The 12,529-nt window shown below is 70.4% G+C and carries 13 protein-coding genes; 8 read left to right on the forward strand and 5 right to left on the reverse strand.

The window, feature by feature from the left end:
• The first annotated feature begins 80 nt into the window (after nucleotides 1–80).
• Complete coding sequence (locus ACYVK7_RS18690; RefSeq protein ID WP_460889218.1) at nucleotides 81–1,121, forward strand: hypothetical protein; 1,041 nt, start codon at nucleotides 81–83, stop codon at nucleotides 1,119–1,121.
• Between the two features lie 182 nt (nucleotides 1,122–1,303).
• Here the strand turns inward: ACYVK7_RS18690 and ACYVK7_RS18695 are convergent, their stop codons facing one another.
• Nucleotides 1,304–2,059, reverse strand: coding sequence for a hypothetical protein (locus tag ACYVK7_RS18695; RefSeq protein ID WP_460889219.1), 756 nt, complete (start codon nucleotides 2,057–2,059; stop codon nucleotides 1,304–1,306).
• Between the two features lie 209 nt (nucleotides 2,060–2,268).
• Here ACYVK7_RS18695 and ACYVK7_RS18700 point away from each other — a divergent pair, with 209 nt between their 5' ends.
• The gene (locus tag ACYVK7_RS18700) at nucleotides 2,269–2,616 is read left to right on the forward strand and encodes a hypothetical protein (protein WP_460889220.1); all 348 of its coding nucleotides are present in this window, start codon (nucleotides 2,269–2,271) and stop codon (nucleotides 2,614–2,616) included.
• A 389-nt stretch (nucleotides 2,617–3,005) separates the two neighbouring features.
• Here ACYVK7_RS18700 and ACYVK7_RS18705 read toward each other — a convergent pair whose 3' ends face one another.
• Complete coding sequence (locus tag ACYVK7_RS18705; protein ID WP_460889221.1) at nucleotides 3,006–3,812, reverse strand: ABC transporter permease; 807 nt, start codon at nucleotides 3,810–3,812, stop codon at nucleotides 3,006–3,008.
• The gene (locus tag ACYVK7_RS18710; protein ID WP_460889222.1) at nucleotides 3,809–4,843 is read right to left on the reverse strand and encodes an ATP-binding cassette domain-containing protein; all 1,035 of its coding nucleotides are present in this window, start codon (nucleotides 4,841–4,843) and stop codon (nucleotides 3,809–3,811) included. The genes ACYVK7_RS18705 and ACYVK7_RS18710 overlap by 4 nt, the downstream gene beginning before the upstream one ends.
• A 237-nt stretch (nucleotides 4,844–5,080) precedes the next feature.
• Here ACYVK7_RS18710 and ACYVK7_RS18715 point away from each other — a divergent pair, with 237 nt between their 5' ends.
• The 3 genes from ACYVK7_RS18715 (at nucleotide 5,081) to ACYVK7_RS18725 (ending at nucleotide 8,627) form a co-directional block, all read left to right on the forward strand.
• A complete protein-coding gene (locus ACYVK7_RS18715) occupies nucleotides 5,081–6,499 on the forward strand; it encodes an MFS transporter (RefSeq protein ID WP_460889223.1) in 1,419 nt (472 codons plus the stop codon).
• Entirely contained in the window at nucleotides 6,496–7,704 is a 1,209-nt protein-coding gene (locus ACYVK7_RS18720) for an FAD-dependent monooxygenase (protein ID WP_460889224.1), read from the forward strand. The genes ACYVK7_RS18715 and ACYVK7_RS18720 overlap by 4 nt, the downstream gene beginning before the upstream one ends.
• A gap of 194 nt (nucleotides 7,705–7,898) precedes the next feature.
• Nucleotides 7,899–8,627, forward strand: coding sequence for a LuxR C-terminal-related transcriptional regulator (locus tag ACYVK7_RS18725; RefSeq protein ID WP_460889225.1), 729 nt, complete (start codon nucleotides 7,899–7,901; stop codon nucleotides 8,625–8,627).
• 58 nt (nucleotides 8,628–8,685) lie between these two features.
• Here the strand turns inward: ACYVK7_RS18725 and ACYVK7_RS18730 are convergent, their stop codons facing one another.
• On the reverse strand, nucleotides 8,686–9,213 hold the full coding sequence (locus tag ACYVK7_RS18730) for a phosphoribosyltransferase (RefSeq protein WP_460889226.1): 528 nt from the start codon (nucleotides 9,211–9,213) through the stop codon (nucleotides 8,686–8,688).
• A 131-nt stretch (nucleotides 9,214–9,344) separates the two neighbouring features.
• Complete coding sequence (locus ACYVK7_RS18735; protein WP_460889227.1) at nucleotides 9,345–10,331, reverse strand: FKBP-type peptidyl-prolyl cis-trans isomerase; 987 nt, start codon at nucleotides 10,329–10,331, stop codon at nucleotides 9,345–9,347.
• Nucleotides 10,332–10,470: 139 nt separating this feature from the next.
• Between ACYVK7_RS18735 and ACYVK7_RS18740 the strand changes: the two genes are divergently transcribed.
• Genes ACYVK7_RS18740 through ACYVK7_RS18750 form a run of 3 tightly spaced genes read left to right on the forward strand, consistent with a single transcriptional unit; the run spans nucleotide 10,471 to nucleotide 12,439 of the window.
• Nucleotides 10,471–10,770: a hypothetical protein gene (locus tag ACYVK7_RS18740; protein ID WP_460889228.1), complete on the forward strand. Its 300-nt coding sequence runs from the start codon at nucleotides 10,471–10,473 to the stop codon at nucleotides 10,768–10,770.
• 48 nt (nucleotides 10,771–10,818) lie between these two features.
• On the forward strand, nucleotides 10,819–11,592 hold the full coding sequence (locus ACYVK7_RS18745) for an alpha/beta hydrolase (protein ID WP_460889229.1): 774 nt from the start codon (nucleotides 10,819–10,821) through the stop codon (nucleotides 11,590–11,592).
• Between the two features lie 28 nt (nucleotides 11,593–11,620).
• Nucleotides 11,621–12,439: an alpha/beta fold hydrolase gene (locus tag ACYVK7_RS18750; RefSeq protein ID WP_460889230.1), complete on the forward strand. Its 819-nt coding sequence runs from the start codon at nucleotides 11,621–11,623 to the stop codon at nucleotides 12,437–12,439.
• Nucleotides 12,440–12,529: the final 90 nt, after the last annotated feature.

The following is a 12,529-nucleotide window of genomic DNA, read 5'->3' on the forward strand; positions in this document are numbered from 1 at the left end:
GCATCACCGAGATCGCCGCAGCTGCACTCGTCCTGCTCCACCTTCAACGCCCCGTCAGCGAATGAGGCGAGAAAACCTCAGTGTCCGGCTTGTCGGCGGAGGACGAGCGCGAGTTGGCCTACCTCACGAACCTCAATTGGGAGGACTGGTGTGCTCAGCTCCGAGTCGCGATCGAGCGTGGTGATCGACTCGAAGAGTGGTGGGGGCCTCAGGAGCCTCGGGGAACCGCCTCGCGTTTGTTGGACATCTGGGATTACGAGCTGGAGGAAGGTGACTCCCGATACCGGCTCCGCAGCATCCTGGAGGTCCTGCCGGACGACGCCCAAATCACGTTGAATCTCGCAGACTTGATCGACGGTGGTTGGCTTGAGAATGCCGCCGAGCTCCACGAGGCTGACGACGGAAGATCAGACAGCCGTCAGCGAGTTGAACCTATCGACCCTCAAGCCGTCGGGCTACGGCAGGTTGTGGAGAACACGACGGGCCTACTACCGCCAGTGGTTCTCGTCGAGGGCAAGTTCGACGTCGAGGTCCTGACTGCAGCGCTTCGGATTCGTCGTCCGCATCTGATTCCTTACTTCCGGTTCCCCGACTTCAGTCACAAGAACGAAGGCGGGACCGGAGCTCTGCGTCAGACGATCCGTGCGTTCGCTGCTTCGGGGATCCCGAACCGGGTTCTTGCCCTGTTCGACAACGACACCGCGGCCCGGGACATGCTGCGGACCATCGACATGTCGCTGCTGCCGTCCAACATTCAGATCACCTGCCTGCCCGACCTCGATCTCGCCCGGCGGTACCCCACGATCGGTCCTCAAGGCGAGCACGTCATGGACGTCAATGGACTGGCAGCCTCGATCGAGATGTTTCTCGGCACGGACGTCCTGACGGTCGATGGCGCGCTCGTGCCTGTGCAGTGGAGCGGATACAGCAAGGGAGTGGGCGCGTACCAGGGCGAGTTGGCGGACAAGTCCGTCGTGCAAGAGCGCTTTCGACAGAAGGTGGCTCGGGCCAGCGGTTCTCCGCGGGCGCAAGACGCCCAGGACTGGTCGGCGCTCGACCTCGTGCTCGACCACATCGCCCAGCTCCTGGCGCAGTCACCCCTCCCGGAGGGTCAGGCCTGATGGGCGCGGGCACGTCTACTACTGACGCCGGCGGCCATGGACTGGTAACCACCTGGTTGTCGCCTAGGGCACTGGCGATATTGCCGTGGATGCGAACGGGAGGCGAGCAGATCGAGAAGGCGCTTGACGGAGCTTGACCAGAACTGGCAGCCACACCGGTGCCGCTCTCCGGGCGGACGAGTTCACAGGTTCGTGCCTTCCACCTTCGGAGCCCCGGGTTGCTCGACGAACGCGGGCACAGCGTTCGGAATCGGGACCGCCGCGGGCTGGCTTGCCGGTAGTTGCCGGCGTGTGAGACGCGCGGGCCCAGCGGCCTCGGCGTAGGTGCAGGGCACAGCGGTCCCGTGGTGCATGCCGGTGCAGGAGATATCACTGACTATGCGGTCCTCGCACGTCAGCGTGTGCCGGCTGGCGGCTTCTAGGGCGTCAATCGAGGAGCCGTCGAGCGCTTCGTGGTGTTGGGTGCGGTCGGTGATCGGCGGCATGTCGGGAAACGCAGTTTCCCACATCCGGAAGTAGAGGCCGGCAGCGGTCGAGTTCAAGGGAGCGGCCAGGCTGGCTTCGGATAACGCGCAACATACCTCGGCCGCCGTACCGGGGCGTGTGTCCATGCCGGTCGCCAGCCTGTCGAGGAGTTCTCGGTAGTGCGAGCGGCTCACGAACTCCGTGGCCATTAACCGATGCGTGGGCCTTAGGAGTCCGAACGCGTGATACAGGAGATCACCTTGGTCCGGGTGTCGGGTGATCGCGGCGTCGATCTCGCTCTCGGCCCACTCAATCTGTTCCAGTGTGGTGCCGATGAGGTTGGTGGACTCCTGCAGGATCGCGGACAGTGGATCGTTCTGGCTCGCTTTGACCATGACGGTCGACCTCTCTGGGCGGCGCCAGGACGCGGTGGCCGTGGTGGTCCCGTCCTCGGCGCAGTCGGGCTTTGTCATCCCAGAGGTGTCTGTCCTGCGCCACCGATCTGATCCATGCTTCGGCAGAGCAAGGGCGGTCGTGCTGATCTATGTGCCACCGCGGCACCGGGACTGCTACACGGATAGGTGACAACTGACGCGGTCGGGGCGGAGGCAGTACAGGGCGCCTACCGTTCATCGTCCGCAGATAGGAAGCGAGCGGGCGCGGGTGGTGGAATCGTTGCGCTATGACGCTCACACCCCGGCAGCCGGTCTCCGATAGCGCTGGCGTGGACTACGTTGGCGGGCTCGCGCAGGCGTGGGTCTCGCTCGAGGCCGTACAGCGGTGGTCCGACGACGTGCCTGACAGTCCTCGCACCCTGGACGAGATCGTGGGCGACTTCCTGCAGAGCGAGGATCCGTACCCGGCGGGCACCGCGGTGTTCGCGGCGCGCTGGCGGCCGGGGCGGTGGGGCCCGGGCATGATCATCGCGCGCGTCGACGTCGACGAGTGGGCGGTGGAGTATCTCGACGAGAACGGCCCCGTGTTCCGTGACCATGCCGAGCTGTGCCCCGCCCTCGGGCCGGCCATGTGACCTCATCGGGCGACCACGGGCATTGCGCGAGCCGAGCCCAGTGGCCCACTGCGCCGAGGGCGGCAGGCAGGCATATCATGATTTCGATCTATCCGGGCCCAGGATTGAACGGTCCGGACTTCAGCGAGAGTGGCACGTAGATGGCACGGCGCCCGATGGGCCTCCGCTGGATCTGCGGATTCACAGGCATCGAAGGGCCGTAGGGCGATAACTGGGACTTCTGACCTCGTGTCGGGAGCCCCTGGCGGCTGACGAGAGGCCCGGAACGCAGAATCCTGCGGATCCGGGCCTCTTTTCACGCCCGCTCCTCAGCTCCCTCACTACGAGGCCGACGGCGTCATCACCCTCCTGCTGGACGGGCTGCGCGTGCCGCCCACGGACGGCGGTCCTCAGGTCCTGGTGCGGTAGATCCGCATCGCGATCGGGCCCAGCACCGCCGTCAGGACGACGGAGGCGATCAGGACCCAGACGATCTCCGTGGTGTCAGGGTTGCCCGCCATCAGGCCGCGCACCGCGGTGACCAGGTGGCTCACCGGGTTGACGTCCACGAACGCGCGCAGGCCGGACGGCATGGTGGCCGGGTCCACGAAGACGTTGGAGGCGAACGTGAGCGGCATGAGCACCATCATCGACACGCCCATCACGGCGTTGGGCGAGCGCACCAGCAGCCCGAGGATGATGAAGGTCCAGCTCAGCGCGAACGCGAACACCAGCAGGAGCAGCACGCCGAGCAGCACGCCCAGGAAGCCGCCGTCGGGCCGGAACCCCAGCACGAGCCCCAGCGTGATGGTGATGATCGACGCGATCGTGTAGCGCACCGTGTCACCCAGCAGCGCGCCGACGACGGGTGAGGGCCGCCAGATGGGCAGCGAGCGGAACCTGTCGAACACGCCCTTGGAGATGTCGGTGTTGAGCGTGTAGCCGGTGTAGATCGTCACGAACAGGATGGTCTGCACAAGGATGCCGGGCAGCAGGAACTGGATGTACGCCTGCGTGGAGCCGGCCAGCGCCCCGCCGAACAGGTACGTGAACATCAGCGTGAAGATGATCGGGGAGACCAGCACGTCGAACAGCTGCTCCGGCACGTGCTTGATCTTCAGCAGCGCGCGCCAGCCGAACGTCAGCGTGGTCGACAGGGGAGAGGGTCGTGAGGGCCGATCCGTGAGGGCGACCGCGTCGCGCAGGCTGGTGGTCATCGGGGCACCTCCGTCGTCGCACGAGTGCCCGGCTCCGCGGGCGTCCCGTCGGCGCCCGGCGCCTCGTCGTCGGGCAGGGGCTGGCCGGTCAGGGCGAGGAACACCTCGTCGAGGCTCGGCTGGCCCAGGCTGAACTCGGGCACGCTGATCCCCGCCTCGGCCAGGGCGGGCAGCAGACCGGGCACGGCGCCGGCGCCGGCGTCGGGCACGCGGGCGGAGACGGCGTGCGGGTCGGAGCCGAAGGTGACCTCCGCGCCGAGCAGGCGTTCGGTGATCTCGGCGGCCCGGGCACGCTCCGCCACCTCGGCCACACGCAGGTGCACGGCCCCCTCGCCGACCGACCGCTTGAGCTCGCTCGACGTCCCCTCGGCGATGGTGCGCCCGTGGTCGACGACGGCGATGCGGTCGGCGAGCTGGTCCGCCTCGTCGAGGTACTGGGTGGTCAGCAGCACGGTCGCGCCGTCCTCGACGAGCACGCGGACGATGTCCCACACCTGGTTGCGGCTGCGCGGGTCCAGACCGGTGGTCGGCTCGTCCAGGAACAGCACGCGCGGGGCGAGCACCAGCGAGGCGGCGAGGTCGATACGCCTGTGCATGCCGCCGGAGTAGGTCTTGACCTGCCGGGACCCGGCGTCGGCCAGGTCGAACGCCTCCAGCAGGCCCTGGACGCGCCGCCGTGCGGCGGCCGGCGTGAACCCGTACAGCCGGGCGAGCATGAGCAGGTTCTCGGTACCGGTCAGGTCCTCGTCCACGGAGGCGTACTGGCCGGTGAGCCCGACGGCGGAGCGCACGGCGTCGGCGTCGCGCACCACGTCGTGCCCCAGCACGCTGGCGGTGCCCGCGTCGGGCCGCAGCAGGGTGGCGAGCATGCGGACCACCGTCGTCTTGCCGGCGCCGTTGGGGCCGAGCAGGCCGAAGACGCTGCCCTCGGAGATCGAGAGGTCGATGCCGTCGACCGCCTTGGTGACGGACCGACGGCTGGTGAAGTGCTTGACGAGGCCGTGCGCCTCGACAGCGAGCGAGCCGGACATGTGATTCCTCCTCGCTGTTCACTGTCGCACCGGAGGCGCCGACGCTCAATCCGATTCGACCTCGGTCGAATCGGCGGCACCGGCCACGGGTGCGGCCCAGGGAGGAGGAAAACCCCCGCACTGACGAGGGAGGGCACCCTTCCTGAGCCCAGCGCCCGAAATCTAGGTTCGAGGACATGGAGATGAGACCCGCCTCGTTCGTGTTCCTGTCCGCAACCACCTCCGAAAGGCCCTGAGATGTCCGTCGTCCTTGACCTCCCGGGCCCCGTCGAGAGGCCGGCGCCCGCACGGATCGGAAAGCCGGCGGTCGCCGCGCTGGGCGTCCTCGCGCTCGCCCTGGGCACCCTGCAGACGGTGGTCGACCCGGCGCGTCCGCTGCTGGAGCGCGAGCTCGGCGTCGACTCGGCAGCGGCGGCGCTCATCGCCAGCACGCTGCTGATCACCGGCGCGGTCGTCGCCCCCATCGCGGGCAAGCTCGGCGACCGGTACGGCGGCAAGCGCGTCCTGCTCGTCCTGATGGCGCTGGTCTCGGCGGGCGGGCTGCTGTCGAGCCTCGCGCCCAACCTGCCCGTGCTGCTGGTCGGCCAGATGCTCCAGGGCGCGATGGTGGGCGCGCTGCCCCTGTCGTTCATCCTGGTGCGCAAGAACTTCCCGAAGAGGCAGACGCAGGTGGCCATCGGGGTGGTCAGCGCGCTGTTCACCGCAGGAGGCATCGTCGGGACGCTGGTCGCCGGGCCACTGGCCGAAGGACTGTCCTGGCACTGGATCTTCGCGGCGCCGACGATCGTGATCGTCGCGGCGACGCTGGTCGTGCTCCGGCTGATGCCGAACGACCCGCCGAGCGAACAGCAGACCGCCATCGACTGGGCGGGGGTGGCCCTCCTGAGTGCCACGCTCGTCGCGCTCATGCTCGGCCTCCTCGTGGTGACCGGCGGCGGTGTACCGCCGCTCGCGGTCGGCGGCATCGTGCTGGTCGTCGCGGCGCTCGCCACGGCCTGGGTCGCCGTCGAGCGCCGAGCGGTCTCGCCGATGGTCGAGCTGCGCATGCTGGCGGCGCCCGCCCTCTGGAGCGCGGCTCTGCTCACGGTGGCCATCGCCGCCATCTCCGCGATGCTCCAGACCCTGGTCCCCAAGCTGTTCGAGGTCTCGGGCGACGGCTACGGCCTGGGGCTCGGCACCACCGACATCGGGCTGCTCATGATGCCCGCCTCCATCGCCGGCGTGCTCGCAGGCTCGATCGGCGGGCTCGCCGTGCAACGGTACGGCGCACGTGCCGTGGCGACCACGGGCGCCGTCGCCACCGCCGGCATCCTCGTCGCTGTCGCGGCGCTGCACGACACCGCCTGGCAGCTCGTCATCGCGCGGGCCCTGGCCGCCTTCGTCGGCGGCCTGATCACCACCGCGCTGCTCGCCAGCACCGCCACCGCCGTGGCGGCCAAGGACACCGGGATCGCCACCAGCCTGCTCGTGGTGATCCGCCTGATCGGTGCCGTCGCCGGAGGGCAGGTCGCCGGCTCGATCCTCGACGCCGGGAACGACCCGGCCTCGGGGATACCCGCCGAGTCCGCCTTCGTCACCGGCTTCGTCGTCGCCGGCCTCCTGGCCGCACTGTCCCTGCTCGTCGTCCGTCACCTGAAGAAGGAAGTCCAGTCATGACATCTCAGTCGAACGCCGCCCGGCGCACGGTCCTGATCGCCGGAGCGAGCCTCGCCGGCCCCACGCTGGCGTACTGGTTGCACCGGTACGGCTTCGCCGTCACGGTGGTCGAGAAGGCGAGCGCGCCCCGCGGGGGCGGCTACCCGATCGACGTCCGCGGCACCGCCGTCGACGTGGTCCGGCGGATGGGCGTCCTGCCGCAGCTGCAGGCCGCGCACATCGACACCGGACGCTTCACCTTCCTCGATGCGGACGGCGGCGAGGTGGCCTCCCTCCACCCCTACGCGGTCGCGGGGAGCGTCGAGGGCCAGGACCTCGAGGTGGGCCGCGGGGACCTGACCGCGGCCCTGTACGCGACGGTCCGGGACGACGTGGAGTTCCTGTTCGACGACTCCATCGCCACCCTCGACGAGCACGACCACGGGGTGGACGTCACCTTCCGCGGCGGCACGCAGCGCACGTTCGACGTGGTGGTCGGTGCCGACGGTATGCACTCGGGCACACGAAGGATCCTGTTCGGGCCCGAGGAGCAGTTCCACCGGTACCTCGGCTACGGCTTCGCCGTGTTCACGATGCCCAACACCTTCGGGCTGTCGCGCGAGCTCATGATGTGGAACACCCCTGGCAGGGCCGCCGCGTTGTACGCCACCGGGGACACCGACGACGAGCTGCACGCGTTCCTGAACTTCCACCAGCCGGAACAGCCGCTCGACGTGCTCCGCGACCCGGAGGCCCAGCGAGACCTGGTCGCCCGGACCTACGCCGGCGCCGGCTGGGAGGTCCCGGGCATCGTCAAGGCCATGGAGGAGGCCGACGACCTGTTCTTCGACACGGCGGGCCAGATCCGCATGCCCTGGTGGTCGAGCGGCCGGACCGCGCTCGTCGGCGACGCCGCCTACGCGCCGTCGTTCCTGACCGGACAGGGGTCCAGTCTCGCCCTCGTCGGTGCCTACATGCTCGCCCGGTCCTTGGCCACCTCCGGGGACCACGCCGAGGCCTTCGCCGCCTACGAGCGGGACACCCGCGAGTTCGTCACGGTGAACCAGGCGCTGGTCGACAAGGGCGGCGCCAGGCTCTTCCCCACCACCGCCGAGGCGCTGGAACAACGCAACGTCATGCTTCGTGACCTCGTCGCCATGCCCGCGACGACACCCCAGCCCGCCCACTCCGCCCTCGTGCTGCCGGAACCCGCACCGACACGGTGACCTCGGCCCGTGGCTCCGGCCCGGCACCCGGAGGAGCGCTCGACCACGCCCGGCGGTCGAGCGCTCCTCCGCGGAGGAATTCCCTACCGTCTCCGGAGGTACGCACCCTGTCCTGGCGGGGCCGCCCCGCGGGAGCGTGACGGCATGACGACGACGGCGCGCGACCCCATGGATCCACAGCCCGGGACGCGGCGATGACCGGGCCGGCGGCGACCGGGCCGGACGAGACGCCGCAGGGCGGTCTGCGGGTGGTGCTCGCCGAGGACTCCGGGATCCTGCGCGACGGGCTGGTCGCCCTGCTGACGCGCCGGGGGCACGACGTGACGGCCGTACGGGACGGCGAGAGCCTGGAGGGCGAGGTGGTGCGCCTCGCGGAGGAGTCGCTGCCCGACGTCGTCGTCGCGGACATCCGCATGCCGCCCACGTTCACCGACGAGGGTCTGCGCGCCGTGGCCGCGTTGCGGGAGCGGTTCCCCGCGCTGCCCGTGCTGCTCTTCTCGCAGTACGTCGAGACGCGGTACGCCGGCGTGCTGCTCCAGGGCGACGCACGCGGCGTGGGGTACCTGCTCAAGGACCGCGTGGTCGACGTGGGGGAGTTCACCCGGGCGCTCGCGCGCGTGGCCCGTGGCGAGACGGTGCTCGACCCGGAGGTCGTCTCCCAGCTCATGGGCGCGTCCGAGCGGGGCGTCGGCCGCGCGGGGCTGTCGAGCAGCGAGCTGTCCAGCAGGGAGCGCGAGGTGCTCGACCTGATCGCGCAGGGCCGCTCCAACGGTGCCATCGCGCGGACGCTGTTCCTCTCCCAGGGCGCCGTGGAGAAGAACGTCGCCGCGATCTTCCAGAAGCTGGGCCTGCCGCACGACGCCGCGGACAACCGCCGGGTGCTCGCGGTGCTGCGCTACCTGGGGGTCCGGGACGGGGCCTGAGATGGGGCCTGAGGCGGGGCCTGACGTCGGCCACGGCCGGGCAGGTGCCCTCAGCGCGTCACGCGTCGATCGACCTCGCGCCGGTCACCGGGGGCTCGGCGGACCACGGGAAGGTGATCCACAGATCGGTGTCCTTCCACGAGTAGTCCGGCTGGATGATCGTGCGCGGCTTCGTGAACAGCACCGCGGAGCGCGCCTCGGCCCCCTGCTTCTCCAGCAGGTCCATGACCAGGGCCAGGGTGCGGCCGGAGTCGGCGACGTCGTCCACCACCAGGACCTTCGCGCCGGGGAGCTCGGACGTGTCCATGAGCGGCGGCAGCACGCGGGGATCGTCGAGCGTCTTGCCGATGTCCGTGTAGAACTCGACGTTCAGCGTCCCGACGCCCTTGGTGCCGAGCGCGTACGCCATGGCACCGCCGGGCACCAGGCCCCCGCGCGCGACGGCGATCACCACCTCGGGCACGAACCCGCTGTCCACCACCTGGTGGGCCAGGTCGCGCACCGCATCGGGAAAGGTCTCCCAGGTAAGCACCTCGCGCTCCGGCACAGGAACGGACCCAGCGGCCGGGAGATCTGTCGATGTCATGGGATGACACTACGAGACGTGGCGGGCACCCGGCTCGGGTACCCGCCACGTCGAGGCCGTGACCAGCGGCGATGCGCACGTCGAGTGCGCGACATCTCAGCCGGCCCGCCGGGCGGGCCGAACGGGGAGGGTCAGGCGGCCTTCGCCTCGAGGATGTCGACCACGAACACGAGCGTCGAGTTCGCGGGGATGGCGCCGTTCGCCTGGTCGCCGTAACCCTGGTCTGCCGGGACGACGAGCAGCACCTGGCTGCCGACCTTCTGGCCGGCGATGCCGTTGGTCCAGCCCGGGATCACGCCGTTGAGCGGGAACGAGGTCGGGGTGCCGCGGCTCCAGGAGGAGTCGAACGACGTGCCGTCGAGCAGGCAGCCCGCGTACTGGACGGTGACCGTCTGGTCCTTGGTGACCTCGGCTCCGTCGCCCTCGATGAGGGGCTGCACGACCAGCTCGCTGGGCTCCTTGTAGTCCTTGGGGATGGTGACGGTGGGCTGGCCGTCGTCGGCGAGCTCGACGGTGGGCAGGCCCTCCTTCGGCGCGACCTCGGAACCCTCCGCGCGGTTCGGGGTCTCCTTCGGCGCCTCGGCCTTGGCGACCTCGACCATCGTGACCTGGATGGACTGGTCCATCGCGGTGCTGGCCATGAGCAGTCGCGTGCCGACCTTCTGGCCCATGAGCTGGTCGTTCAGCAGGTCGTACTGGGCGTCGCCGAGCTCGAAGGTCTCGGGCTCCTTGGTCTTCCAGGTGGACGCGGCCTGCGAGCCGTCCTTGCCGGCGATCACCACGTAGTCGATGGTGACCTGGTCCTTCTCCTTGAGCTCCGCGCCGGTGCCCTCGTCGACGACGCGGAACGTCGGCGCGCTGACCTCCAGCGGCGTCTTGAAGGAGACCTTCGGCTCCTTGCCGACCGGCCCGGAGACCTCGATCGCGTCGACGGCCTTGACGTCCGCCTCGGAGGGGCTCGGCGCGGGCGACGGCTCGGCGGCCGGCGTCACCTCGCAGACGTTTCCGTTCGAGGCGGCAGCACTGCCGTCCGCGGTGTCGTCGCCGCTTGCGCAGCCGGTGAGCGCGATGGATGCCAGCGCGACGGCTGCCAGGCCGGCAGTGGTGCGGTGCTTCACGAGTAGTCCTTCGGTCGGGTTTGCGCCTTGCTGGGGACCGCCACACTCTAGCGGGCGGAGGTGAGTGCGGTTCCCAGGTTCTGAGCAGGTTCGGGCAGGGATCGAGCCATGAGCTCCGCCCTGCGGAAGAATAGATGCCATGCCGTCAAACCGCCGCTCCAGCAAGCGTCCGTATGCCGCGGGCCACGTCCCGCTCGATGTCGACCGGGCGACGGGTGGCCGCCGCAGCGAGTCGGCGGCCGACGGCGAGTGGGTGGTCCAGCGGATCCGGTCGTCGGACAAGACCTACATCTGTCCGGCCTGCCGGCAGGAGGTCACTCCGGGCACGGCGCACGTCGTCGCCTGGCAGACGGACCTGCTGGGCGGTCCGGAGGCGGGCCTGGACGGCCGCAGGCACTGGCACAACAGCTGCTGGCAGCGGCGCGCGAACCTGAGATGACCCACCAGCGGGCGACGGGGGAGACGGACGGGGGAGACAATGGGACCGATGACCACCGAAGCGACGCCGGACGAGGCCTCCGGCCAGACGACCCATCAGATCCGCTCGCTCACCGTCCTGCCCGCGCAGCGTGAGGACATCGAGCTGCACACCGCCGACGGCCTGACGCTCGTCGGCGACCTCGCGCTGCCGGTGGACAGCGAGCCGGCGGCCACCCTGCTGACGTTCCACCCGCTGCCGACGCACGGGGGTTTCATGGACTCCCATGTCTACCGCAAGGCGGCCTGGCGCCTGCCCGCGCTGGCGAACCTCGCGGTGCTGCGGTTCAACACGCGCGGCACCTCGTCCCCGCGAGGCACGAGCGAGGGCGCGTTCGACGGCGGCGAGGCGGAGCGGTACGACGTCGCCGCCGCGATCGAGCTCGCCGAGTTCCGCGGGCTGCCGCGGCCGTGGCTGGTCGGCTGGTCGTTCGGCACGGAGCTGGTGCTCAAGCACGGCGCCGACCCGAGCATCGAGGGGGCGATCCTCCTGTCGCCGCCGCTGCACCGCGCCACCGACGAGGACCTGGACCGGTGGGCGGCGTTCGGCAAGCCGCTCGTGGTGCTGGTGCCGGAGCTCGACGACTACCTCCGGCCCGACGAGGCCCGCCGGCGTTTCGCGCGCGTCCCGCAGGCCGAGGTGATCGGCGTCGACGGCGCGAAGCACCTGTGGGTCGGTGAGCCGGCTGTCGCCCGCGCGCTGAACGAGATCGTCGCGCACGTTCTGCCCGACCATCCGCTACCGCTGCCGACGCACTGGGACGGACCGCTGGGCGATTCCTGAGAGTTCACCACCCACGAGGAGGACGACGATGACCTCACCAGCCCTGGCCACCTTCACGCTGCACGAGGGCGGCGGAGTACCGCTCGTGCTGCTGCACGGCTTCCCGCTCGACCACCGGATGTGGGCCTCCTGCGCCCAGCACCTGCCGCCGGGTGTCCGTGCCATCGGCGTCGACCTGCCCGGAGCCGGGCACAGCGATCTCGACGGGTACCAGCCCAGCATCGAGCACGCGGCGGACTGGGTGTACCGGACGATGGTCGCGGGTGGCGAGGGCAACGCGGTGGTCGTCGGTCACTCGATGGGCGGGTACGTGGCGCTCGCCCTCGCCGAACGGCACCCGGGGTTCGTCGCCGGACTCGGGCTCGTGAACACCAAGTCCACGGCGGACACGGAGGAAGCGCGTGCCAAGCGCCTCCGGATCGCCGCGGCCGTCGAGTCCGACCAGACCGTCGCCGCCGTGCTGGGCATGCCCGCCGACCTGGTCGGCAGCACGAGCACCGAGCACCGCCGCCACCTGTTCCCGCTGCTGGACTCGTGGATCCGCGCGCAGTCGCCCGCAGGCGTCGCATGGGCCCAGCGGGCGATGGCAGCCCGGCCCGACCGGACAGCGGTGCTCGAACGCTTCGACGGGCCGGTCGCCGTCGTGGTGGGGACGGAGGACACCATCGCGCCGCTGACCGAGGCCGAGCACATGGTCCTGGCCGCCGGGGCGCCCTCGACCCTGTCCGGCGGAGACGCGGCGCTCACGCTCGTGCCCCGAGTCGGCCACCTGAGCGTCGTCGAGGAGCCCCAGGCCGTCGCCGCGGCACTGGGCCTGCTGCACGCCCAGGTGGTGGCTCACCACTGATGCCGAGGTAGGGCCAGGGCGCGAGGTAGGACCAGGACGACAGAGAGCCGGGGCGGGACGAACCGTGTGGTTCGTCCCGCCCCGGCGCTG

The sequence above is a fragment of the Promicromonospora xylanilytica genome (genome assembly GCF_054782895.1).